The following is a 23,423-nucleotide window of genomic DNA, read 5'->3' as shown; positions in this document are numbered from 1 at the left end:
GCAAAACATAAAGCCCTGGAGACCAGGGCTTATCGGAGTTGATACTTCATAACAGCCCAGCCATTCGAGCGGACTAAGCTGCCAGACATCATGCCCACCTTCTACGTCGACCCCAGCGCTGCCGGTCCCGGCGACGGCAGCTTGTCCAATCCCTTCCAGTCCTGGACGGGCGTCGCCTGGGCCCCTGGCAACACTTACCTGCAAAAACGGGGCACCACCTATGCGGGCGTCTTCAGGCTGGGTGCCAGCGGCACGCGCGCCGCACGCATCACCGTCGGCGCGTATTACCGGGACGACGGTTCCGACGATCCAGCGCAGCCCAGGCCGGTCATCCTCCTGCCGGGCAGCCCTGTCACGCCGCAGGAAGGTGGCTCGATCGCAGTAGCTGGCCAGGAGCGCGATTTTATCACCTACCGCGACCTGGACATCCGCAATCCCGCCTTGCCGGAAGCGAGCGACGTCGCCATCATCTGGCTGGGCAACGGCTGCGTATTCGAGAACATCGCGCTCACCTCGAACTGCGCCGGGGTCTATATGTATCAAAAAAACGAGGTGACCGTCGCCGGCTGCGTGCTCGACGTGGTGAGCTGCGACCCCGCGTATGCGAACCATGGCATCCTCGTCGCCGGCAATACCGGCGTCGATGACATCCAACTACGCGGCAATACCGTGGTTCACCGCGGCGGCGGTTCGGCCTTATCGCACTGCATCCGCTGCGAAACCTACGCCGGCGCCGCCACGCTCACCAGGCTCCTCGTCCGGGAAAACCGGATTTCCCCGCCGCCGGGCGTCACCTACAATGCGAACCGCGGTGCGATCGGCATCTATCTGGTGAACGGTGTCGCGGCGCGCCTCGAGCGCAATACGGTCACCGGAATGCTGAGCGGGATCTTCGTCGGCAGCGGGGAGCGCAACCGCATCAGCAACAACGACTGCAGCACCAACATGAATTTCGGGATCCATGTCACCGGGTTCGCGACATCCTTCCTCATCGAAGGCAACTCCTGCAACCACAACGGCGGCGCCAGCAGCCCGAACTTTTATGGGCGCGGCATCGAGCTGTCGTCGGCCGCCGGTCCCGGCGCCGTGGCGGGCCATACCATCCGGTTCAACACCTGCTGGTTCAACGTCAACTACGGCGGCCCGCTCGACAATGGTACCGAAGGCGTCGGCATCGGCCTCGATGACGGCGTCGTCCGCTGCGCCGTGTACTGGAACCATGTGGCCAACAACCAGGGGAACGGCATCCAGCTCTACGGAGGCGGCGCGCCCGGCAGCATCCCCGACACGGGCGGCCATACGATCGCCGGCAATCTCCTGGATACGAACTGCACCTATTCCGTCCTGAACCGGCGCAGTGGCGGCACCGCGCCGAGTCCCTTCTACGCGCACATCCAGCTCGCCTACATCTACGGGAGCCGCACCCTGATCACGAATAACGTCTTCGCCGGGCCCACGCGCGGCGGTGTCCACGTGGGCGACACCTCGTCGAACGTGGTCGTGGTCAACAACGTCTACTGGGGCACGCCCTATCCGGTGGCTGCAGCGAACCGCGATGAGGGCCGGTGGCGCATGCAGTTGAATCAATCACCGCATTGATCATTTGAATGCGGCGGCTTGCCCGGTGCGTCGGCTAGCATAGCTCACCGTGTCGCGCACTGGCTGGTCTTGCCAGCCAGGCGTGCGCATCTGCTCAACTTCGCTGCCCAACATCGTTACGCCAGCCTTCCATGACTGCATTGATCCGTCGCGCCTTCCTCCAGCAATCCCTCCTCGTCGCCTCCAGCATCCTGGGTGCCAACGCCTTCGCCGCCACAGCGCAGGCACCCGTCGCGACGACCCGTCACGGGCGGATCCGGGGCTACCGCGACAACGGCATCAACGTATTCAAGGGCGTGCGCTATGGCGCCGACACCGCTCCACGGCGCTTCATGGCGCCCTTGGCACCGCAAGCCTGGGACGGGGTGGCCGAGGCGCTCGAGCATGGCCCTTCCAGTCCCCAGTCCAGCCGTGAAGAGGCGGTCAGCGAAGATTGCCTGTTCCTGAACGTCTACACCCCTGGCCTGCGCGACCGCGCCAGGCGCCCGGTCATGTTCTACATCCACGGCGGCGCCTACAACAATGGCTCGGGCTCGAGCCCGCTGTACGACGGCGTGCGCCTGTGCCGTCGCGGCGACGTGGTGGTGGTGACGGTGAACCATCGCCTCAACGCCTTCGGCTACCTGTACCTTGCCCGCCTTGGTGGCGCGGCCTCAAACAGCACCGGCAACCCCTGGGCCGATTCGGGCAATGCCGGCCAGCTCGACCTGATACTGGCCTTGCGCTGGGTGCGCGACAACATCGCCGAATTCGGTGGGGACCCGGATAACGTGACCGTGTTCGGCCAGTCCGGCGGTGGCGCCAAGATCGCCACCCTGATGGCCATGCCTCTCGCCGCCGGCCTGTTCCACCGCGCCGCCACCATGAGCGGCCAGCAGGTGACGGCCAGCGGCCCCTTGAATGCCACGCTGCGCGCCCAGGCCATGCTGGACGCCCTCAAGCTGCCACCGGAACGGGTTGGCGAGATCCGCACCATGCCGTTTCAAAGGGTGGTCGCGGCCCTGGGCACGCGCGATCCGGTGCTGCCGTTCGGCGGCATCTCGTTCGCGCCGGTGCTGGACGATCGCAACCTGCTGCGCCATCCCTTCTACCCTGACGCACCAGGCCAGTCTGCGCACATTCCGATGATGATCGGCAACACGCACGACGAAACACGCGCCTTCCTGGGAGGCGATGCCAGCAACTTCAACCTGACATGGGAGCAGCTGCCGGCGAAGCTGGTGCCCAACATGCGCGTCGACATCCAGCCCGAGGCGGTGATCGCGGCCTACCGCAAGCTGTACCCGAGCCTGTCGCCGAGCGACCTGCTCTTCAAGATCACCACCGCCTCGCGCTCCTGGCGCGGCGCGATCATCGAAGCCGAAGAGCGTGCCAGGGCCGGCAGCCCGGCCTTCGTCTACCAGCTGGACTGGGCGACGCCGAAAGACGGCGGCAAGTTCGGCGCGCCGCATGGGTCCGACATCCAGCTGGTATTCGATAACGTCGCCAAGCCCGGGGCCACGGCGATCGGCCCGCAGGCCCAAACCATGGCCGACATGATGAGCGACGCCTTCATCGCCTTTGCCAGGAGCGGCGCGCCAGGAGCCAAACTGCTTCCACGCTGGGAGCCCTACGACCTGGCGCGCCGCCAGACCATGATCTTCGATGTCCCGGCGCGCATGGAGGACGACCCGCGCGGCGCCGAACGGCGAATCTTCGCCAAGGTGCCGTATGTCCAGCCCGGAACCTGACCGGCTAATTCACTTACAACAGAACGGGAGACGAGGATGCGATTCGCACTACGCGTGGCGGTGCTGACGATGGCGTGCTGGTGCCTGCACGCACCGGCGGCCGAACCTTTCAAGGAATTGCGCGGGATGTCGCGCGCGGGCATCGACGTCAAAGGCTGGGCTGATACGAAGGGCGGCGCCGGCGGCAGGATCGTACGGGTGACGAACCTGAACGCGTCCGGCGAAGGCTCGTTTGCCGCCGCGGTAGCCGAGACCGGCCCGCGCATTGTCGTGTTCGAAGTGGGCGGCGTGATCGACCTGCAGGGCAAGAGCATCCGCATCAGCGAACCGCACCTGACGATCGCCGGCCAGACCGCCCCCAATCCCGGCATTACCTTCATCCGGGGCGGATTCGCCCTCGCCACGCACGATGTGATCGTCCAGCACATCGCGGTGCGGCCGGGCGAATTCGGGCGCGCGAAGCGGAGCGGCTGGGAAGCCGATGGACTGTCCATCAGCGCTGGAGACAACGTCATCATCGACCATTGCAGCTTCAGCTGGGCCACCGACGAAAACCTGTCGGCGTCCGGTCCGCGCTTCAATGGCGCGACGCCCGAGGCATGGCGCCAGGCGACCTCGCGCCGCATCACCTTCAGCCACAACATCGTCAGCGAAGGGCTGCGCGATTCGACGCACAAGAAAGGCGAGCATTCGAAAGGCACGCTCATCCACGACAATGCCAACCGCGTGCTCATCTACGGCAACCTGTACAACGCCAACCACGAACGCAACCCGCTCATCAAGGGCGGCGCGCACGTCGCCGTCGTGAACAACCTGATCCATGACTTCGGCGCCAGGGCCATCCACTACAACCTGATCAGTCATGAATGGGGCGCCCGCGCGCCGCAGCCTGGGGTCGTGACGCTGGTCGGCAATGTGGCGCGCGGTGGCGCCGACACGCTGCCGGGCGTACCGCTTTTCAGCCTGGGCGGCGCGGGGGACGTGAGCCTGTACCTGCGCGACAACCTGGCCGTCGATGCCAACGGCAAGCCCTTGCCGCAGACCGGCAGCTATACTGCGTCCGGCGCGCGGATCCTCAAGGCCGGAACGCCCGACATGCCACCCGGTCTCAAGCCGATACCAAGCGCACGGCTGGAAAACGCGATCTACATCAGCGCGGGCATGCGGCCCTGGGCGCGCGATCCGGTCGACTTCAAGGTCCTCTCCGACGTAGCCGAAGGGCGCGGCCTGATCGTTGATTCGGAAGCGCAATCGAGCGGCTACCCGGCCTATGCGCCGACGCGCCGCGACTTCGACCCGAGCGCCTGGAACCTGGCCGACATGTCGCCCAAGGCAGGTTGGGATTCGCTGTTCCCGCGGCCTGACCAATAAACTCTCGGGCGAAAAGTGGTTTGATTACAACGCCAAAGTGGCTAGACCACATTGAAATCGTGTGTGCCACTTGTATTTACCGAAGATTCAAGCAATATGGAGTTTCCTTACCGCATTGCTGTACCACAACACCAAATAATACCCACAGGAGACTCCGCATGCATCGTCACAAGCTTCCGCTCAAGCACACCATCATTGCCTCGGCCTTGCTGGCCATCGGCGCACCGGCCCACGCGCAGGAGACCACGGACGCCCCCCAGGTCGTCGTCGTGACCGGACTACGCGCCTCGCTCGAGAGTGCCCTGAGTGCGAAGCGGACGGAAAACAGCATCGTCGATGTAATCAAGGCCGAGGACATCGGCAAGTTCCCCGACACCAACCTGGCCGAATCCTTGCAACGCGTGCCCGGCGTGGCGATCGACCGGGACGCCGGCGAGGGGCGCAGCATCACCGTGCGCGGCCTCGGCTCCGACTTCACGCGTGTGCGCATCAATGGCATCGAAGGCCTAGCGACGACGGGCGGCACCGACAGCTCGGGCGGCAACAACCGCGGCCGCGGCTTCGACTTCAACGTGTTCGCCTCTGAACTGTTCAGCTCCCTCACGGTGCGCAAGAGTTCGTCGGCCGAGATCGAGGAAGGCTCGCTCGGGGCCACCGTCGACCTGCAGACCATGCGCCCATTCGACACCCCCAAGCGCGGCTTCAATGCCACCGTCATGGCCAAGGCCCGCTACAACGACATCTCGAAGAAAACCGATCCGCGTGCCGCCTTCATGTTGTCGAATACCTTCAACAACAACACGATGGGCTTCCTGATCTCGGGTGCCTTCTCCAAGCGTAACGTGTACGAGGAAGGCTTTTCGACCGTGCGCTGGGATAACGGACCGTCCTCCGGCGGCTGGTGCGCCCCGCTCGGCGGCAGCGTGACCGGCGCCAACTGCTCGGCCCCGGTGGCCGGCTTCCCCACGGCGACCCGCCTGCCGGCCAGCGCCGCAGCGCTTGATGCCTACAATACCGCCTCCAGCGCCGCCAACTTCCATCCGCGCCTGCCGCGCTACGGCCGGCTGACACACGACCAGGACCGTGTCGGGCTGACCGCCTCGTTCGAGTGGAAGCCGATGCGCGGCACGCGCATCTCGCTCGACATGCTGTACGCCGACCTCTCGGCCACGCGCGAAGAGAGCTACCTGGAAGCGATCTCGTTCAGCCGCTCCGCCTCGCAGGGCGGCAAGCCGCAGACCTCGGTGGTGCAGGCGCAGTACGACACCCTGGGCCGCTTGCAGTACGGCGTATTCAACGGCGTGGACATCCGTTCCGAGACGCGTTTCGACGACCTGTCCACCAAGTTCACCCAGCCGACCCTGACGGTGGCCCACCGCATCAACGAGGACCTCGAGATGAACGCCCGGGTCGGCCGTGCCAAGTCGGATTTCAGGAACCCCTACCAGACCACGGTGACGCTGGACGCGCCGAACGTCAACGGCTACGCGATCGACTTGCGCAGCAGCGACCGCCTGCCGCTCATCACCTATCCGTTCGACGCGGCCACCGGCGGCGGCGTGCTGGGCATTTATGGGGTGCCGGCCGGCGCCGCCAGCGTCACCACGGTCACCCCGAGCGAGATCCGGATCCGCCCACAGGGCTCGGTCAACCAGAACGACGTGGCCCACCTCGACCTGGCCTGGCGCGCCAACGACACCTGGACCATCAAGGGCGGCGCCGACCTGAAAACCTACAAGTTCAAGACCTACGAGTCGCGCCGCGCGACCACCTCGGGTGAAGCCATCTACAACCTGCCGGCCGGTACCAGCCTCTCCAGCGTGACACGCGTGCTGTCCGGATTCGGCAACGGCCTGGACTTACCAAGCGGCAGCGCCACCAGCTGGCTGATCCCGGACGTGCAAGGCATCACCAGGGCGTACGACGCCTACTGCAACTGCCTGAAGAGCGGCCCTGCAGGCGGTCCTGGCGACTTCACGCTGACCTCGACCACCAACGGCAACGCGCGCGGCAGTAACCGTGACATCAAGGAAGAGGACCAGGGCGTGTTCCTGCAGGCCGACTTCGACAGCGAACTGGCCGGCATTCCGCTGCGCGGCAACATCGGCGGACGCTATGTCAAGACCAAGCTGACCGCCCAAGGCTACCTGGCGACCGGTGGCGGCACCCCCGTCACGGCCACCAACGCCTACAACGACTTCCTGCCGTCGTTCAATGTGACCGCCAACCTCACGCCGGATTTCCTGGTGCGCCTGGCTGGCGCGAAGGTGATGTCCCGTCCGCCGCTGGGCAACCTGAACCCGGGCGGCTCCGTGGCCACCTCCGGCTCGCTGTCGATCAACTCCGGCAATCCGACCCTGGAACCGTTCCGCGCCAAGACGATGGACGCATCGTTCGAGTACTACTTCAAGAACAAGGCATTCCTGGGCCTGGGCCTGTTCCAGAAAAATATCGACAGCTACATCCAGGGCATCCGCCAGTCGCTGCCGTTCAACCAGACCGGCCTGCCCTCCTCCCTGCTGCCGGCAAGCTTTAACGGCTCGGAAGTGTTTGACGTCACCTCGTTCGCCAACACGCCGGGCGGCAAGCTGCGCGGCTACGAGCTGAATTACCAGCAGCCCTTCACCTTCCTGCCGGCCTGGGGCCGGAATTTCGGCCTGATCGCCAACTACACCAAGGTGAAGTCGAAGATCAACTACCTGATCTCGACTACCGCGGCCAACAGCGGCACCGTGACGGACGACCTGGTGAACCTGTCGCCGGAGTCGTGGAACACCACGTTCTACTATGACGATAACAAGTTCAGCGCCCGCCTGACCGGCGCCTCGCGCTCCGGCTACCTGCAGGTCGTCCCGGCGCAGAACAACAACGACGTGCAGGGCAAGAACGAAACCTTCAACGTCGACCTGTCGGTGTCGTACAAGTGGAATGACAACCTCGAGTTCACCTTCGAGGGCGTCAACCTGACCAACGAGAAGAACGACCAGTTCGTGAGCCGTGCGCGTAACAGCGTCCTGGTGAACCACGTGACCGGCCGCGAATTCCTGGTGGGGGCCCGCTACAAGTTCTGATAAGCGGTCCGCGTGCCATGATGGCAAGGGCGGTGCAGCCATGCTGCGCCGCCTGACGCGCATTCACATCAAGCTCGCCTTGGCGTAATGCCAGTCAGTTAAGTTGACTGGCATTTTTCAATTGGAAATCCGGATCAGGGTGCCTGCCGGCCCGCTGGCCTGCCAGGACCATACCCACATGTTGCGCACAGGCAACACAAGGTAATATCCGCGTTCTTATTATCCATATCGCCCGTATTCGTATGGGAAAATATTTCACCCTGCCCCGAATATGAGCAAACCGCGTATTCTGCGGGCTCGAGCAGCCGCGTTTAAAACCATCGCTCGGGTGACTTTGCAATAATGCGCCTTCAGCAATTTGTACTCTTTTACTACGATTTTGGTCCTATGGATATTGTAAACCCAGATTTTTATGTCTCGTGGCCTGACCACGTCGATATCGTCGCCCGGATCGAATGGACGATCCCTTCGACACATGATGTGCTTTTTTCAGGATTGCTCGAGCAAGACGCGACCGCATATTTTTACGCGATCGTTTCTCTGCAAAAGAGACAGTGGATAACGCATTACATTGGAAAAGTGTATGCGCAGCGATCCTCGCAACGCCACCGGGGCGCTGACCACATTGCACGGTTAAACGAGTTGAAAAAATCCTATCCTAATCAGGTATTCCACCTGACCTTGGGCACGCCGGAATTTATTGACGCCAGGGGAAAGCCGGATGAAGCAACCATTGATCAAATCGAAGGCTTGCTGATTTACTCCAACTGGAGCGATGCGATGGTGAACCGACAGAAAATTGAATCGTTTGCCTGCTCACGTCAGATCGTCATCGAAAACGTCGGCTTTGATCAGCATTTATGGAAGCGTGCGGCGTACGGCGTTGTGGCAAGCAATCACTGACAACAAATCGTCCCACCTTTATCGCGAGCCAACTTACGAAAGCATGACATGCAGGAAATGGTAGTAGATTTCATGAACAGCTTCTACGGCTACGGAAACCTCGAAGGCCGATATTGGTTCATCGGGATGGAAGAGGGTTGCGGAGGAAACTGGCAGGCAGACGTCTTGCCCCGATTTACGACCTGGCATGCTTTGGGACGAAAAGAAACCGAGGATTTACGGGGTTTTCACTTTTCTATCGGAGTAAGAAAGCATTGGGAAAGGGTCAATAATAAGGCCGTTAGTGTTCAATTCACCTGGAGACGGCTGATAGAAACCATACTCAGCGCCCAGAACGGCTCCGAAGTACCGATTGAACCCCATGACATCGTGACCTATCAGTCTCAACACTTGGGCACTCAAGATGGTGACAGTTGTCTTCTGGAGCTGCTGCCGCTACCCTCCCCCAATATTGCTGGATTCGCGTACAAGAATTTAGCAAACGAACAATATCCTTTTTTCGCCACCCGTGCCTTGTATCGCAAGCACATCATGACGACACGCATCGACCATATTCGCACACTCATGGAAAATAGCGGCACGGGTCACGTTGTTCTCTACGGAACGACCTACATGCCCGAATGGAACGCGTTGGTGATGAATGCGCAGTGGGAGCAGATGAACGAATTCATCAAACGGTGTCCGGTGTTCGGACGGTATGTATGGTGTGTTCCCCATCCCCGCGCATGGGGAAATCCGCGAGATCTCTTCCAGACTTTGGGTTATATGATCAGGGAAACCGACGCAGGGAACCAGGCTCATTGAAGTAATGCACGGCTGACGATTACAGGTCGTCAGCCGCAGCTAACGCCGGCGCAGATGAGCAGACCTGTACAGCGGCGACCGCACCACGCGCTCGCCGATCGCCCTCTTCGCCCTGGGTGAGAATGTATCAGGATCCAGCCGGCAAGCATCAGCCTGTGAACAGCGCCGCGTCGAGAAGTAAAGAGCCCGCCGAAGCGGACAAAGGCGGCGCAGCCATGCTGCACCGCCCTACGCTCTTCTACGCGCCCACCTTCTTGCCGTTGACGACGACGTTCTCCAGCCGCAGGTTGGCGACGCCCGCCGTGTCGAGCTTCTCCTTCTCCAGCTGCACGTCGAAGTCCTTCAGCAGGATGTCGCTGATCGTGGTCTGGCCGGGGTTCGGCTTGATCGTGCCGAAGGCCTTGAGGCGGCCCCGGATGCCGACGACGCTGATGTTGCGCACGATCGACTTCGGCGGCGGCACGCCCTTCAGGTCGAAGTACTGCGTCCAGGGCTGGATGGTGATGATCTGGCCGCCGGAGGAATCGACGCTGATGTTGCGGAAGTGGATGTTCTCGTAGTGCTGCGGCGTATCCGGCCGCAATTTGAAGACGGCGAGGCTGTCCACCTTGCCGGTCACCCTGCAGTCCTCGATGACGATGTCGCGCACCAGGGTCGCCTCGCTGCCGAGGGCCAGCATGTGGTGGCCGCGCCGAAACTCGCAATTGCGCACGCGTACGTCCACCACGGGCGGACTGTCCTTGTCCTCCATGGCGAACGGGCCCTTCGAGCCCTTGGCGGCGATGCAATCATCGGTGACGGAAAAATAGCAGCCTTCGATCAGCACGTGCTGGCAGCTGTCGAGGTCGATGCCGTCGCTGCTGGGGGCCTGGTGGTAGTCCTCAGGCACCTGGAAGCGGGCATTGCGCACCGTGACCTGCTGGCAGCGGTACAGGTGCAGGTTCCAGAACTGCGAATCCTTGAAGGTGACGCCCTCGATCGTGACGCCGTTCGAGCGTTCGATCAGCGCCAGCCGCGCGCGCGGGATGCCGATGTTCCTGAAATTGTGCGGATCGGGCGCGGCGTTGCGCAGCTTCCAGAACAGGTCCCAGATCGGCCGCCCGGCGCCGTCGAGGGTACCTGTCCCGCTGATTTTCAGTTCGTCGCAGCCGTTCGCATTGATCAGCGCCGGATTGAAGTTGGGAGCGAAGTGCCCCTCGATGCGGGTACGGCCGGCCGGAAAATGCTTCAGGTCCGTCGAACAGCGCAGCACCGCGCCCTGCTCCAGGTGCAGGTTGACCTTGGGCTTGAGGAACAGCGCGCCGCTGACGAAGACGCCGGCCGGCACCACGACGGTGCCGCCACCCAGGCCAGCCAGGTGCTCGATGGTTTTCTGGATGGCCGCGGTATTGACCGTGGCGCCGTCGGCGACGGCGCCAAAATCCGTGATGGAGGCTTTATCCGATCCGGCGGCCAGCGCCGGCAGGGAACGGCCCCAGAGCGGGGCCGTCAAGGACGCCAGGGCGAAGGCACGGCGGGAAATTGAACGTTTTGGCATAGTGGTCTCCTGGCCTGTTGTTTTGCTTGAGCTAGATCGTCCTACATATAGACGAAAAGCGGCCGTGAATCTCCATCCAGGGCACCGATAATCACATTCTTGATCGTTTCCGAAGTGGCGCCCCGTCCATCTCCCAAGCAGCCGCGGCAAAAAAAGCCCCTGAAATCAGGGGAACATCTTGGCAAACTAGACCGCGGCCTTCCTCAAGATGTTGCGCTCCTCTGTGACGCGCTTCAATTCGGTCTTCAGGCGCCGCATTTCATCGGCCTGAGAATCCACAGCCTTGCGCTCCTCTTCAGGCACGCCATAGCGCTTTGTCCAGGTGTACAGACTGGAGTGTCTGCAATTGTCGTGGCGATTCAAGTTCGCGATGGACAAGAGCGGCGCCAACAAGGCGGCGATCGACGAGATAAATGCCGGCCGCGCAGTGCTGATCACTGAACGCCAAGTCAAAATACCTCAACAATATTGTTGAACAGGACCATCGAGCGATCAAGCGTGTAACCAGGCCCATGCTAAGCATTAAGTCATTCCAGCCTGCAAGCAATGTACTGGCCGGCGTCAAGCTCATGCACATGATTCGCAAGGGCCAGTTCAATGTCGGTGGCGTAGCTACTATGTCGTTCGCGGACTAATCTTATGAGTTAGCAGGGCAAGCCCGTCCAGTGTAAGCCGGAGCCGCGCCCGGGATGGACAAATCTGTGTTTGGCTCAACAACGCGACAGAATCCGGCATGGCCATCCGCCCCACGATGTCGCTTACAAGCCTTCGCTGCCGCTCCACCGTTTCATCATATCGTTCGATGGAATGGTCTCATCGAGCAGCTTGCGCGCCGACTCGATGCCGGCCACCGGCAGCATTGCCGGGTCCAGCAACCCAACCTGCACCAACACGCTGGCCTGATCCCAGTAGATATGTTCGTGATACAGCTTGTCGCCACGGAAGTTGATGATGCCAACCATCGCGATCTCGACGTATTTACCGGTCGGTGCCACGCCCGGCAGCATCCAGTCGATCTCGCGGTCGTGCGTGAAACACATGATGAATTCATCGACCACCTGGAGCGCGCCAACCGTGCGCGAGATCGGGGTCATGCGCATGTCAGACGGGTTGGCCTGCACGAAGTGATGCTGGTAGAAGCGCGCCAACTGCTTGGCGCCCACGCCGCCGGTCAAGGTAGGGATATGGTTCACGTAAGGCTCGGCCACCATGGTCGCCATCGTCGACGGCACATCGCGCGTAGCGAACTCGTGGTACACGTGCTGGTCCCACAGATATGAGAGATTGAAGTGCGGGCCAACTTGCGACTTGAGCGCAGCGATGGTGCGGCCGTGCGCCATCAGAGCCGACGGCTTATCGAAGTGCATGCCGCCGACGCGGGCAAAGGCATGATCGGCGCCGGGATATACGTACATCTCCGCTTTTGGCAGAGACGACAGCGCCGCGATGACCTTTTCACGCGCGGCGGCGTCACAGTAGGCGTCGTTCTCGGCGAAGTGCAGCACCAGCTTGCCGCGAATGTTCGCCGCTTCGTCCAGCATGTTCTCGATACCCATGCCGTAGTAGCCCACGGCGCAGGCCACGTCCGTGCGCGCGGCGGTCAGGTAGGCCAGCTTGCCGCCCAGGCAGAAGCCGACGTAACCGATGTCCGGCCCAGCCACTTGCGGCAAGGCGCGCAACGTGTCGATCGCCGCGCCGATGTCCTGCACCGCCGCGTCGACGTTCAGCTCCGAAAAATAGCCGAAGGCGCGCTTGAAGTCACCTTCGGTGTAGCCCAGGTCCACGCCCGGCTGCATGCGCCAGAACAGGTCCGGCACCAGTGCCACGTAGCCTTCTTCGGCGTACATGTCGGCGACCTCGCGCACATTCTGGTTCACGCCAAAGATTTCCTGTCCTACCACAAGGCCAGGGCCGGTGCCGCTGCTTGGGATCGCAAGGTAAGCTTTAAAACTGCCCGCGCCGTCGCGCGATGGAATGTCAATGTAATACGCCATGCGTGAAACTCCTTAAAATTATCAGGCCTTACGCCCGCTGTCGCAAGTCCGCCTGCGACAGGAAGGCGTCGGCGAAAAAGCTCGTTGCCGGCAGCGCGCGCAACGTATTGAAGTCATGCTGCGCTGCCGTCACCATCTGCGGCGCGCCGCAGGCATACACTTCGTGCGCCGACAGGTCGGCGTGGTCTTCCAGCACCGCCAGGTGCACGAGACCCGTGCGGCCTGTCCAGCCATTCTCTGCAGCCGGGTCGGACACCACCGGCACATACTCGAACCACGGCAGGCTCGCCGCCCAGCCGCGGCACAACGCGTCGTGATACAGGTCAGCCGGCTGACGCCCGCCCCAGTACAGGCGCATCGGGCGCGTATTGCCGCTGGCGATCGCCTGCTCCACCAGCGCCTTGACTGGCGCGAAGCCTGTGCCGCTGGCCAGCAGCACCACCGGCGCCGCGCTTGGCCGCAAATAAAAGTCGCCGGCCGGACCGTCGAGCACCAGGCGCTGGCCCGTGGCCAAGTTACCGAACACGCGATCGGTGAATACGCCGCCCGGCATATGACGAATATGCAATTCGAGCACGTTCGCGCCGCCCGGCGCGGCCATCGAGTAACTGCGTCGGCTGCCGTCTTCCAGCACCACGTCAAGATACTGACCGGCAACATAGTCCAGCGGCGCGCCATCTTCCAGGCGCAGTCGTAGCACCGCCACATCGCGACCAAGTTTGTCGATGCTGTCGATCACGGCGCCCAGCTGGCGATTCGCGGCTGTGACGTCAGCCGCGATTTTCTGCACTGACGCGCAGGCTGGGCCGCAACTTGTGCCGGCGCCTGTGCTGCTCGCTGCCCCGTCAGCCATGTCGATCTCGACTCGCCCTGCCACCACCCGCACCGGGAAGCTGCGTACCGGCTCGGTAACCGGCGCACTTTTTGGCGCGCCGCTGCGGATCTCGATCAGGCCCTGGTGCAGTGGGCACTCCACGCAGTTGTCCTCGATATAGCCATCGGACAGGCGCGCATTGCCATGGCTGCACTTGTCGCGCAGCGCGAACAGTTCGCCATCGAGCTTGAAGAGCGCCAGCGACTGGCCGCCAGCCACCACCGGCGCCACGGCGCCTTCGTCAAATCCGTCGGCCGCGCCGACATCGAACCAGGTGTTCATGATGACCTCAGATGGGTGTGGCCAGCAGCGTCTGCACGCGCGATGTGTCGTAGATCACGCGTTTGCTGGCGTAGCGCCAGCCAGCTGGAGTGCGCACGACGCGGTCGATGTAGCGGCCAGCCTGGTACACGGTCGAATCGCCATTCTGCAGCGTCTGCACCACGACGTAGCTCGATTCGCTCTCCACGGTGTCGGCATCGATGGGGCGGATGCTCAAGCCGGACGTCATGTGACGGTAGCTGTGCGCCTCGAAGATATTCGCGTGGCGCAGGGCGACGACGCGGTCGCGCAGCATGCGCTGGCTGTCGCAATAGATAATCCCGATTGGCAGGCCGGCATCGGCGTTTTCGCGCGGGACGATCTCGTACAGGCAGTCTTCGGTGAAGAACGTCGCCCATTCTTCCAGGCGGTCGTTATCGAGCGCGGCGACGTACTGCTGCTGCAGCTGGTACACGTCGAACCACAAGGCCATCTGTTCCATTTGCTTTTCCACTCCCGTGTTCATTGCTGTCATTTCATCGCTCCGATTAAAAGGCCATCAGTTTCTGGTAGCCCTGCCAGAACTTGCGGATCAGGCTTTCGGTGATGAGGGTGTCTTCCTGGTCCGGCTTGTCCTTGGCCATATCGATCACCGAGCAGGCGTCCGGATCGCGCCGGGTGCCGTTCTGCACCAGTTCCGTCGCCTCGGTGTCTTCCATCGAGATGTAACCGGCCGGGCCCACCAGGTTGGCCTGCTTGATGCGCAGCGCGCGCATCTCGGGCGTGTCGTCCTCGTAGCCGAAGAAGTGGAAGATCAGCTCGAAGTTGTCCGGGCCTTTCGGCAGCAGCTGGCGCGCCACCAGCGTGTTGTGGATCTGCTGCACCACCAGCTGCGGGAAGATCGGCTGGATGTGGTTTGTTGTCAGTTCGTCGAATTCCTGGATCTGGCCCAGCACCGACGGATCCTCCAGCGAGAAGCCTTCGTCGAACGAGCGGATGGCCTGCTGCTTGTAGGCGTCGGACGTCTCTTCCTGATTTTTGGTGGCCGTAATAATGCTGTGCAGGCCGTGACGCTTGTCGGCCATCGAGCGCGCCTTCATGCCGACGCGGAAGATGTTGAAGGTGGTGTGGAACAGGTGCAGCAGGCTGGCATGGTAGGGGTCCTTCACGTTTTCCAGGTACAGCTTCCAGTTCGATTTCGAGTACTGGCGTGTGCAGCCCAGATACACGATCGGCTTGTGGAAAATGCGGTCGATCCACGGACGCATCTCGGCGCCGATGTAGTCGACCAGCGGCTCGACGGTTTCGCTAAAGGTGGCGAACACCAGGCCCTTGTAGCTCTCGACGCGCAGCTGGCGCAGGCCGTGGCACTTCGGATCGAAATCCTTCGGCATGCCGGCCATGCCGTTCTGGCCGCGCTTGAACGGCACACCCAGCAGGTTGCCGCGCAAATCAAAACTCCACTGATGGTAGGCGCAGCTGTGCGAGCTGGCATTGCCGCGCGGGGTGCGGCACACCATGGCGCCGCGGTGCGAGCACTTGTTGACCCAAGCGGCCAGACCGCCATCTTCGGTACGCGTGACCACGACCGGGGTGTCGCCGACAAAGGTGCTCTTGAAGTCGCCCGAGTTGATGATTTCAGCTTCGAGGGCCAGGAAGCTCCAGACCGGACCGCGGAAGATGCGCTCCTGTTCGCGCTCGTAGACTTCCTGCGAGCTGAAGACTTTATAAGGGGTGCGCGAGCCGTCGGCGCGGGGGAATTGAACCAGGGGGTGGACCGTGCCCTGGGTGACTGGCGCGATGGCTTGCTCGTGTTCGATCGACATGGAACTTCTCCGTTGCGGTGACTGTGTGATACCAGTCTAGCCAGCGGTGGAGGGAGTCTCTAGCCGGAAACGGCAAACATTGGCGTGTGCGGTATCCGTTTTCGGCAGCCGGATTGGGAACGCCGAGCTGACTGCCTGCAGGGCTTCACACCCCGAGGTAGGTGCTCCACAAGCTGCGATCGGCTTCCAGCTCGGCCGAACTGCCCTGCCATGCGACGCGTCCACGCTCCAGTATCACGTGCCGGTCCGCCAGCTTGAGCAGCCGGTTGACGTACTTGTCCACCACCAGCGTCGTCTGCCCGGCCGCCTTCAGCAGCGCCAGGCATTGCCAGATCTGCTCGCGAATCACTGGCGCCAGGCCCTCGGTTGCCTCGTCCAGGATCAACAGACGCGGGTTGGTCGACAACGCCCGGCCGATGGCCAGCATCTGCTGCTCGCCGCCCGAGAGCTGGTTGCCCAGATTGCGCTCGCGCTCCTTGAGCCGCGGGAACAAGTCATAGATGCGTTCCAGGTCCCAGGCGTCGCGCTGGCCATTGCGGTTGTCGGCAAAGGCCACCAAGTGTTCGCGCACCGTCAGGTTGGGGAACACGTGGCGCCCCTCCGGCACGATCGCAATCCCCATCCGCGCGATACGGTCCACGGCGCTGCCGGTGATCTTCTCACCGCCAAAGCGCACCTCGCCCGCCTGCGCCGCCAGCGTGCCGGTCAGCGTCTTGATCGTGGTGCTCTTGCCCATGCCGTTACGGCCCAGCAGCGCCACCACTTGGCCGGCGTAAATCTCGAGGTCGACGCCAAACAGGACCTTGCTGGCGCCGTAGCCGGCCTCGATCCCGCGTGCACTTAACAATGCTTCACTGCCAATCATGCAACCTCCCTGGCCAATGCGGCGATGGCGGCGTCCGACCCGGCCTCATCGCCCAGGTACACCGCCTGCACCTGTGGATCGTTCTTGATCGTGTCGGCATTCCCCGAGACGAGCACCTTGCCGTAGACGAGCACTGAAATCCGGTCGGCCAGTGCAAACACCGCGTCCATATCGTGCTCGATCAGGAGGATTGCCATACTGCCGCGCAGCGATTCGATGAGCGCGAGCATACGCGCCGATTCATGCGGCCCCATGCCGGCCATCGGCTCGTCGAGCAGCAGCAGCTTGGGGTTGGCCGCCAGCGCCAGTGCGACGTCGAGCGTGCGCTGCACGCCGTGCGGCAGGTTACCGGCAATCTGGTCCAGGCTGGCCTCCAGGCCACAGCGCAGCGCCAGCGCTTCAGCGCCCTGCGCCAGGGCGGTGTTGCCCGCACGCGAGGCAAACAGTTGGAAACTGTGGCCCGTGTGCGCCTGCAACGCCATTTTCAGATTGTCGCGCACGCTCGCCTTGGGGAAGATGCTGGTGATCTGGAAGCAGCGTGACAGCCCGCAGGCGACGCGCTCGTAGGCGTCCTTCCCGGTCAGTTCGACGCCATCGAGAAGCACCCTGCCCTCGTCCGGATCGAGCACCCCGGAAATCAGGTTGACCAGCGTGGTCTTGCCGGCGCCGTTAGGGCCGATCAGCGCGTGGATCTCGCCGCGTTCGACATGCAGGTCGACGTGATCGGTGACCAGGAGGCCCCCGAAGCGCTTGACCAGTCCGTGTAAGGTAAACAAACTCATTCAGCGCCCTCCTTCTTGGTACGGGTTCGCCCCGGGTTCGGCCAGCGCAGCGCCGCCAGGCCGCGCGGCAGGAACAGCGCGATTACGATCAACAGCAGGCCAAGTGGCATGTGCCAGTACTCGGTTTGGAGCTTCAACCACTCTTCGAGCACGAGCCACACCACGGCCCCCAGCACCCCGCCCCAGATACGGCCGACGCCACCTATAATCAGCATCACGATCAGCGTGGCAGACTGCGTCCAGTGCATCATCGACGGGCTCACGAAGCTGTTATTTGCGGCGAGCATGGCGCCGCCCAAACCCGCCAGCGCGCCGGCCAGCGTGAACGCCAGCAGGCGCAGGCGATAGACCGGGTAGCCCAGCGCGTGCATGCGCTTCTCGTTGTCACGCGTGCCGCCGAGCGCATGGCCGAAGCGCGATACGGTGATGCGCGAGAACAGCCAGAACGCCAGCGCGCACAGCGTCAGCACCAGCCAGTACAGGCCGTTTTCTTCGAGCGACTCGCCGCCGCCCAGCATCGAAGGGCGCGCGGACAGCGTGTAGCCATCGTCGCCTCCATAGTTGCGCAGCGACGCGAACACGTAGTACAGCATCTGCGCGAACGCCAGCGTAATCATGATGAAGTACACGCCGCGCGTGCGCAGCGAGATGGTGCCGATCGCCAGCGCCGCCATCGCGCCGGCAACGATGGCGGCCGGCCAGGCCGTTGCCACCGACGTGATGCCGATGCTGTCGAGGACAACTACCGTGTAGGCGCCGACACCGACAAAGCCGGCATGCCCGAGCGCTACCAGGCCGCCGTAGCCGAGAACCAGGTTCAGGCTCGTCACGAGCAGCGCGAAGATGACGATGCGGCGCACCACGCCGACGTAGTAATCCAGGCCAAAACTGTCGGCCACCAGGGGAAAGGCGACCAGCAGCGCCGCGAGTAGCAGCGTGGCCAGGGCCGGCTTCCGGGAAATGGGCGGACGCGGCGAGACAGGAAGCGCCTGAGCGCTGGGTAATTCAATCATCCGATTCATGTGCTACGCTCCGAAAACAAGCCGCTCGGCTTGAACAGCAGCACCGCCGCCATCAAGACGTACATCGACAGCGCGGAAAACGTCGCGCCCAGGTCGGCCGCGAGCGGACCGGGAATGGCAAGTTCGAGCAGCAGCGGCAGGAACGCACGCGCGACGATATCGACCACGCCCACCATCAGGCTGGCAATGAAGGCGCCGCGCACCGAGCCGATGCCCCCGATGACGATGACCACCAGCGCCGGGATAAGGATCTCTTCGCCCATGCCGATCTGCACCGCGACCAGCGGCCCCATCAGGGCGCCTGCCAGCGCGGCGAGCATAGCGCCGAGCACGAACACATTAGTGAACACGCGCGCAACGCGCACGCCCATTAACTCGGCCATCCAACGGTTCGAGGTGCCGGCGCGCACCAGCATGCCTACCCTTGTGTGGCTGACTAGCAGGTACAGGCCAAGCGCCACCACGAGCCCGGCACCGATGATCAGGAGCCGATACGATGGATAGTAAAGTTCAGGCAACAGCTGCACGGGACCAGACAGGCTCTCGGGCAGGTTCGCCATCATCGGCGACGTCCCCCAGATCATCTTGACCAGGTCGTCGGCCACGAGAATCAGTCCAAACGTGGCCAGCACCTGCACCAGGTGGTCGGCCTTGTACAGGCGCCGGATCAGGACCTGCTCGACCAACACCGCGATGATCGCCATAAGGATTACCGCCATCAGGCAGGCCAGCGCGAACGAGCCGGTGTGCACCTGGACCTGGGCGGCGATATAGGCGCCGCCCATGAACAGCGAGCCGTGCGCCAGGTTCATCACGTCCATAATGCCGAACACCAGGGTCAGGCCGGCCGCGATCAGGAACAGCATCAGGCCATAGCCCAGGCCATTCAGGAGCTGTTCGGTAATGAAGACAACGCTCATCGTCAGCTCCGTACCGGCGCCGGCAGCTTGCACTCGGCGGCGTAGGCGTCGCCGTAGTTGGTCAGCACGGTGCCGGCCAGCTTGTTGCTCATAGTGCCCGTGGCATCCTTGGTGACGACGCGCAGGTAGAAGTTCTCGATCGGGTAATGGTTGTTGGCGTACTTGAATGGACCGCGCACCGATGCGAAGTCGGCCTTCGCCAGCGCCGCCACGATGGCCGGCCGGTCGCTCATCTTGCCCTTCACCTGGCGCACGGCAGCATCGATCGACATGACCACGTCATAAGCCTGGGCCGCATAAATCGACGGCGCCTTGCCGCCGAAGTCCTTGCGGTAGGCGGCCACAAACGCACGGTTGGCGGCGTTGTCCAGGTCATGCGCCCAGTGCGCCGTGTTGTACAGGCCCTCCATCGGTGCCCCAACGGCGCCGATCACGTCTTCGTCGGCCGAGAAACCCGTGCTGACCAGGGTGATGTCCTTTTGCAGGCCGGCGGCGTTGAACTGCTTGATGAAGTTGATTCCCATTGCGCCGGGCAGGAAGAAGTACAGCGAATCAGGTTTCTCGGCGCGCAGCCTGGCCAGTTCAGTCGAGAAGTCGAGCTGGCCGACTTTCACGTACAACTCGTTGGCCACTGCGCCGCCGTAGGTGCGCTTGAAACCGGTGATGCCGTCGCGCCCGGCCGGGTAGTTCGGCGCGATCACGACCATCTTCTTGAAACCGCGGTCTTTCGCGAACTTGCCGGCCGCCTCGTGGAACTGGTCATTCTGGTAGGCAGTGCCGAAGAAGTAGGGGTTGCACTTGGCGCCCGCGTACTGGCTTGGGCCGGCATTGTTCGACAGGTAAGGAATCTTGGCAGCGAACATGACGGGGCCGGCGGCCAGCGCTACATTCGATGCGATCGGGCCGGAGAAGAAATCGACTTTATCCTTGCGTACGAAACGCTCGGCCAGCTGGCGCGCCTGGTCCGGGTTGCCGGCCATGTCGACGCGGATGAATTCCGCCGCCTGGCCACCCAGCTTGCCGCCCAACTGCTTGATGGCGAGGTCGAAGCCGCGCTGCGCATCCTGGCCGGGGCCGCTGAATGGACCGGACGTGTCTAGCGCCAGGCCCACCTTGATCGGTACGGGCTGCGCAGCAGCAGTGGTGACGGTCAGCGCCAGGGTGGCGACAAGACCAAGAAGGGTCATGGAAACGAGCGTACAGCGGGGTGCATGCATAGTTTTTTCTTCCTGAGAGTACGTTCAATAAAATGCCTGCCGCCGCCAGCACGGTCGAGCCTGAGCAAAGTCTACGGAGGCTCTACGCGCCGGACTATCCACATCCGGCAACGCAGGGACACTTTGCTATCCATTTCTTGCTTGGAATATCAGTGGTAGGAAACGAATGCGCCAGCACGGTGCGCCAGTGCAAGGTAAGGGTTAGCCTCGCACCGGGATTGCGCATCGTGCAGCGCGGCGCGCTGCCGGCTTGCGCATCCTGTGCGATTGCACGATCCAGATCTGGCCTGTTTCGTGCGCTGCGCGCGTCTACTATCCGCATTCGGCAACGGCGGGCGCCATCGGCTGTGGCACGAATATTGCAGCTCGCTTATCCACATATTCGACGAGGTGTTGTACATCAAACCATCGCGCCCACCATCAGCCAGAACGGGAAGTCATATGCATACGCTTAGGGAATCGATCGAACATGCGCAGCTGTACCAGCACTGCGTTTTCCACAGCAACGAAAAGGTGGCGTCGCATTGCCATGTTGCCGAAGCGCTGGCCGACCATGACGTGCAATGGCAGCGCGGCGCGCCCGACACCGCCCTGTTCACTGCGCGCATCAATCGCCTGCAGCTATTCGTGCTGCGCTACGGCGCGCAGGTCCAGATTACGCCGACCGGCTTTAACGATTTCGCCTTGGTGCACATGTCGCTCAAGGGCACGGCCGAATTCGAATGCGATGGCCAGCGGGTGTATCTGCCCGAGGGCCAGGCGGCGATCGTCGCGCCGAGGAAAAGCATTCGCCTGTGGTGGGAGGAAGGTTCGGAACAACTCATCCTGAAGGTGCCGCATGTGCTCGTGCGCGAGCTGCAGCCGCCCGGCGTCGGCCGCAACGCCAGCCCTGTCCTGCAATCGGGCCTGATGGGGGCGAACACGCCCGATTCGCAGTGGAACCTGCTGCTGCAATCGCTCCTGCAGATCCTGGCCCAACCGGGCGAGCAGCGTCCACATCAGGCTTGGATCGATCACTTCGAACGCAATATCACGATGTTTCTGATGCACCAGCAAGGGGGGCTCGGCCGGCTGCCCGTGCCCTCTGCCGGGACGCTGGCAGCGATCGACTCCGGCCAGGGCCTGGTGGCCGCGTCGGCCTGCGACCGGATGGATGCGCTCGAGCGCTATATGCGCGCCAAGCTCAGTGCGCCCGTGTCGCTGGTCGACCTGGCGCTGGCTGCGGGCGTGAGCGTGCGCACGCTCAACATGCTGTGCCACCGCCATCACGGCGTGCCGCCGATGGACTTGCTGCGCAATATGCGGCTCGATGCGGCGCAGGCCGTGCTGCAGGCGCGGCCAGATGCCAGCGTGACGGAGACGGCGCTGGAATTCGGCTTCGGTCACCTGGGGCGCTTCTCGGCGTATTACCGCGAGCGCTTTGGCGTGCTGCCCAAGCACACGGCCTTACTGGCGCACTGAATCAGGCCCGCCATCCAGGCGGGCCTTGACCACCTTGAATACCTCAGAACGAGTGCCGCAAACCGGTGCGCAGTACCGCCTGCGAGTCGCCACTCGAACCAGCCGCAAACGCCGTGATCCATGCGCGCGCGGCCGACCCGCCATTGACCTTCTGGTAAATCGCATTCAGGTACACGTCGCTGCGCTTGGACAGTGCATAGTCGAGCAGCAGCCCGGCCTGATGCGACGTGTTGTCGGTCAGTTCGGCGTTGCCCTTCATGTGGTGGTAGTACGCGCGCAGACCGGTTGTCGCGGACAGTGCGGTGGCCACGCCGCCTTCGATCACGTCGACTTCGGCACGGGTGAAGGTGTTGGTGGTGTTCGTGTAAAGCAGATCATACGTTTGCTTGCCGAGCGTGTAGCGACCCCCGAAGCCCCAGTTGCGGATGCCGCCATTGCCGTTGTCGATCGTCGGCAGCTTGGCGTAGGTGTAGGCGGCGTTAAGCATCAGCGCGCCGTTGCCGTAGTTAACGCCAGCGCTGGTGGTGCCGTTGCGCCCGAACCTGTCGGACTGTTCACCCAGGCCGATCATGGCGCCGCCACTGAAGCCGTTGACCGGCTTGCTCACGTACTTGATGGAGTTCTGCACGCGCGTAGCGCCGGCCACGCGGTTGAAGTCCATGCCGTTGCGGTCCACGCCCAGCGCCTGGAAGGGGCCCTGGTGCAGGTCGTGCAGGCTAACCAGGCGAATGGTCGGCCCGAAGCGCGTCGCTGACAGCGACTCGAACATGAACTCGTACTGGTTGCCAACCGTAACCGTGCCCCAGTCGCCCGTCACGCCGACCCAGGCCTGGCGCCCGAACAGGTTGCCGACCTGGGCGCCGGTATCGAGCTGAAACTGGCTCTGCAACATGAACACCACCTTGTTGCCGCCACCCAGATCTTCCGTCCCACGGATGTGGAACAGGTTGGGCGACTGGATGCCGGTATCGACCACCGTGTTGTTCGAGCCGTTCTGGTTGGTGATGTACGACACGCCAGCATCGATCACGCCGCCGATCGTGATGTTGGTCTGGGCTTGCGCCATCAAGGGGGCCGCCAGGGCCAGGCCAATTAACAGACCTGCCGGTGTCGACGCGGCAGGTGCACGGTCCGGGTAATCCAATTTGTCATTCATCGTGGCGCTTTCATGGTAGTGGTCAAGGGT

At 62.9% G+C, this 23,423-nt stretch carries 19 protein-coding genes and 1 pseudogene; 8 read left to right on the top strand and 12 right to left on the bottom strand.

Annotated features, from left to right (window positions below):
• Positions 1–90: 90 nt before the first annotated feature.
• The 6 genes from ACFPN5_RS05770 to ACFPN5_RS05745 all read left to right on the top strand — a co-directional run bounded on the left by ACFPN5_RS05770 (position 91) and on the right by ACFPN5_RS05745 (position 9,478).
• A complete protein-coding gene (locus tag ACFPN5_RS05770) occupies positions 91–1,599 on the top strand; it encodes a right-handed parallel beta-helix repeat-containing protein (protein ID WP_379781044.1) in 1,509 nt (502 codons plus the stop codon).
• Positions 1,600–1,730: 131 nt separating this feature from the next.
• On the top strand, positions 1,731–3,329 hold the full coding sequence (locus ACFPN5_RS05765; RefSeq protein WP_379781042.1) for a carboxylesterase/lipase family protein: 1,599 nt from the start codon (positions 1,731–1,733) through the stop codon (positions 3,327–3,329).
• A 36-nt stretch (positions 3,330–3,365) separates the two neighbouring features.
• Entirely contained in the window at positions 3,366–4,700 is a 1,335-nt protein-coding gene (locus tag ACFPN5_RS05760; RefSeq protein WP_379781040.1) for a pectate lyase family protein, read from the top strand.
• Positions 4,701–4,858: 158 nt separating this feature from the next.
• On the top strand, positions 4,859–7,771 hold the full coding sequence (locus ACFPN5_RS05755; RefSeq protein WP_379781038.1) for a TonB-dependent receptor: 2,913 nt from the start codon (positions 4,859–4,861) through the stop codon (positions 7,769–7,771).
• Between the two features lie 387 nt (positions 7,772–8,158).
• Positions 8,159–8,674, top strand: coding sequence for a hypothetical protein (locus ACFPN5_RS05750; RefSeq protein WP_379781035.1), 516 nt, complete (start codon positions 8,159–8,161; stop codon positions 8,672–8,674).
• Positions 8,675–8,746: 72 nt separating this feature from the next.
• Positions 8,747–9,478, top strand: a complete 732-nt coding sequence (locus ACFPN5_RS05745) for a hypothetical protein (RefSeq protein WP_379781033.1) — start codon at positions 8,747–8,749, stop codon at positions 9,476–9,478.
• A 238-nt stretch (positions 9,479–9,716) separates the two neighbouring features.
• Here ACFPN5_RS05745 and ACFPN5_RS05740 read toward each other — a convergent pair whose 3' ends face one another.
• Complete coding sequence (locus ACFPN5_RS05740) at positions 9,717–11,015, bottom strand: glycoside hydrolase family 28 protein (protein ID WP_379781031.1); 1,299 nt, start codon at positions 11,013–11,015, stop codon at positions 9,717–9,719.
• Between the two features lie 186 nt (positions 11,016–11,201).
• The gene (locus ACFPN5_RS05735; protein WP_379781138.1) at positions 11,202–11,453 is read right to left on the bottom strand and encodes a hypothetical protein; all 252 of its coding nucleotides are present in this window, start codon (positions 11,451–11,453) and stop codon (positions 11,202–11,204) included.
• 14 nt (positions 11,454–11,467) lie between these two features.
• Here ACFPN5_RS05735 and ACFPN5_RS05730 point away from each other — a divergent pair.
• Positions 11,468–11,650, top strand: a pseudogene (locus ACFPN5_RS05730) (DDE-type integrase/transposase/recombinase); the annotation flags it as partial.
• 123 nt (positions 11,651–11,773) lie between these two features.
• On the opposite strand, the gene ACFPN5_RS05725 reads toward ACFPN5_RS05730, so the two are convergent.
• From ACFPN5_RS05725 to ACFPN5_RS05685, 9 genes are all read right to left on the bottom strand, one after another.
• Entirely contained in the window at positions 11,774–13,009 is a 1,236-nt protein-coding gene (locus ACFPN5_RS05725) for a dienelactone hydrolase family protein (protein ID WP_379781029.1), read from the bottom strand.
• Positions 13,010–13,037: 28 nt separating this feature from the next.
• On the bottom strand, positions 13,038–14,165 hold the full coding sequence (locus ACFPN5_RS05720; protein ID WP_379781027.1) for a Rieske 2Fe-2S domain-containing protein: 1,128 nt from the start codon (positions 14,163–14,165) through the stop codon (positions 13,038–13,040).
• A 7-nt stretch (positions 14,166–14,172) separates the two neighbouring features.
• Positions 14,173–14,646, bottom strand: a complete 474-nt coding sequence (gene andAd, locus ACFPN5_RS05715) for an anthranilate 1,2-dioxygenase small subunit AndAd (RefSeq protein WP_379781130.1) — start codon at positions 14,644–14,646, stop codon at positions 14,173–14,175.
• Between the two features lie 46 nt (positions 14,647–14,692).
• Positions 14,693–15,970, bottom strand: a complete 1,278-nt coding sequence (gene andAc / locus ACFPN5_RS05710; RefSeq protein ID WP_379781025.1) for an anthranilate 1,2-dioxygenase large subunit AndAc — start codon at positions 15,968–15,970, stop codon at positions 14,693–14,695.
• A gap of 145 nt (positions 15,971–16,115) precedes the next feature.
• Positions 16,116–16,835, bottom strand: a complete 720-nt coding sequence (locus tag ACFPN5_RS05705; protein WP_379781023.1) for an ABC transporter ATP-binding protein — start codon at positions 16,833–16,835, stop codon at positions 16,116–16,118.
• The gene (locus ACFPN5_RS05700) at positions 16,832–17,617 is read right to left on the bottom strand and encodes an ABC transporter ATP-binding protein (protein WP_379781021.1); all 786 of its coding nucleotides are present in this window, start codon (positions 17,615–17,617) and stop codon (positions 16,832–16,834) included. The genes ACFPN5_RS05705 and ACFPN5_RS05700 overlap by 4 nt, the downstream gene beginning before the upstream one ends.
• Positions 17,614–18,630 (bottom strand): branched-chain amino acid ABC transporter permease, encoded by a 1,017-nt coding sequence (locus ACFPN5_RS05695; RefSeq protein ID WP_379781128.1) that lies wholly within the window; start codon positions 18,628–18,630, stop codon positions 17,614–17,616. The genes ACFPN5_RS05700 and ACFPN5_RS05695 overlap by 4 nt, the downstream gene beginning before the upstream one ends.
• A gap of 5 nt (positions 18,631–18,635) precedes the next feature.
• Positions 18,636–19,559, bottom strand: coding sequence for a branched-chain amino acid ABC transporter permease (locus ACFPN5_RS05690; RefSeq protein WP_379781019.1), 924 nt, complete (start codon positions 19,557–19,559; stop codon positions 18,636–18,638).
• Between the two features lie 2 nt (positions 19,560–19,561).
• The gene (locus ACFPN5_RS05685; RefSeq protein ID WP_379781018.1) at positions 19,562–20,746 is read right to left on the bottom strand and encodes an ABC transporter substrate-binding protein; all 1,185 of its coding nucleotides are present in this window, start codon (positions 20,744–20,746) and stop codon (positions 19,562–19,564) included.
• Positions 20,747–21,217: 471 nt separating this feature from the next.
• Here ACFPN5_RS05685 and ACFPN5_RS05680 point away from each other — a divergent pair, with 471 nt between their 5' ends.
• Positions 21,218–22,237 carry an AraC family transcriptional regulator gene (locus tag ACFPN5_RS05680; RefSeq protein WP_379781016.1) on the top strand — a complete coding sequence of 340 codons (1,020 nt, stop codon included), beginning with the start codon at positions 21,218–21,220 and terminating at the stop codon, positions 22,235–22,237.
• 43 nt (positions 22,238–22,280) lie between these two features.
• On the opposite strand, the gene ACFPN5_RS05675 is transcribed toward ACFPN5_RS05680, so the two are convergent.
• A complete protein-coding gene (locus ACFPN5_RS05675) occupies positions 22,281–23,393 on the bottom strand; it encodes a porin (protein WP_379781014.1) in 1,113 nt (370 codons plus the stop codon).
• Positions 23,394–23,423: the final 30 nt, after the last annotated feature.

Origin of the sequence: Massilia niabensis, from assembly GCF_042655085.1 — a bacterium.
Taxonomy (GTDB): Bacteria; Pseudomonadota; Gammaproteobacteria; order Burkholderiales; family Burkholderiaceae_D; genus Telluria; species Telluria niabensis.
This window is presented reverse-complemented; position numbering and strand designations above follow the sequence as displayed.

What these genes read in the sequence shown, in the direction of transcription:
- ACFPN5_RS05770 (WP_379781044.1), top strand. Translation starts at nt 91, where the DNA reads ATGCCCACCTTCTACGTCGACCCCAGCGCTGCCGGTCCCGGCGACGGC.
- ACFPN5_RS05765 (WP_379781042.1), top strand. Translation starts at nt 1,731, where the DNA reads ATGACTGCATTGATCCGTCGCGCCTTCCTCCAGCAATCCCTCCTCGTC.
- ACFPN5_RS05760 (WP_379781040.1), top strand. Translation starts at nt 3,366, where the DNA reads ATGCGATTCGCACTACGCGTGGCGGTGCTGACGATGGCGTGCTGGTGC.
- ACFPN5_RS05755 (WP_379781038.1), top strand. Translation starts at nt 4,859, where the DNA reads ATGCATCGTCACAAGCTTCCGCTCAAGCACACCATCATTGCCTCGGCC.
- ACFPN5_RS05750 (WP_379781035.1), top strand. Translation starts at nt 8,159, where the DNA reads ATGGATATTGTAAACCCAGATTTTTATGTCTCGTGGCCTGACCACGTC.
- ACFPN5_RS05745 (WP_379781033.1), top strand. Translation starts at nt 8,747, where the DNA reads ATGAACAGCTTCTACGGCTACGGAAACCTCGAAGGCCGATATTGGTTC.
- ACFPN5_RS05740 (WP_379781031.1), bottom strand. Translation starts at nt 11,015, where the DNA reads ATGCCAAAACGTTCAATTTCCCGCCGTGCCTTCGCCCTGGCGTCCTTG.
- ACFPN5_RS05725 (WP_379781029.1), bottom strand. Translation starts at nt 13,009, where the DNA reads ATGGCGTATTACATTGACATTCCATCGCGCGACGGCGCGGGCAGTTTT.
- ACFPN5_RS05720 (WP_379781027.1), bottom strand. Translation starts at nt 14,165, where the DNA reads ATGAACACCTGGTTCGATGTCGGCGCGGCCGACGGATTTGACGAAGGC.
- andAd (WP_379781130.1), bottom strand. Translation starts at nt 14,646, where the DNA reads ATGGAACAGATGGCCTTGTGGTTCGACGTGTACCAGCTGCAGCAGCAG.
- andAc (WP_379781025.1), bottom strand. Translation starts at nt 15,970, where the DNA reads ATGTCGATCGAACACGAGCAAGCCATCGCGCCAGTCACCCAGGGCACG.
- ACFPN5_RS05705 (WP_379781023.1), bottom strand. Translation starts at nt 16,835, where the DNA reads ATGATTGGCAGTGAAGCATTGTTAAGTGCACGCGGGATCGAGGCCGGC.
- ACFPN5_RS05700 (WP_379781021.1), bottom strand. Translation starts at nt 17,617, where the DNA reads ATGAGTTTGTTTACCTTACACGGACTGGTCAAGCGCTTCGGGGGCCTC.
- ACFPN5_RS05695 (WP_379781128.1), bottom strand. Translation starts at nt 18,630, where the DNA reads ATGATTGAATTACCCAGCGCTCAGGCGCTTCCTGTCTCGCCGCGTCCG.
- ACFPN5_RS05690 (WP_379781019.1), bottom strand. Translation starts at nt 19,559, where the DNA reads ATGAGCGTTGTCTTCATTACCGAACAGCTCCTGAATGGCCTGGGCTAT.
- ACFPN5_RS05685 (WP_379781018.1), bottom strand. Translation starts at nt 20,746, where the DNA reads ATGACCCTTCTTGGTCTTGTCGCCACCCTGGCGCTGACCGTCACCACT.
- ACFPN5_RS05680 (WP_379781016.1), top strand. Translation starts at nt 21,218, where the DNA reads ATGCATACGCTTAGGGAATCGATCGAACATGCGCAGCTGTACCAGCAC.
- ACFPN5_RS05675 (WP_379781014.1), bottom strand. Translation starts at nt 23,393, where the DNA reads ATGAATGACAAATTGGATTACCCGGACCGTGCACCTGCCGCGTCGACA.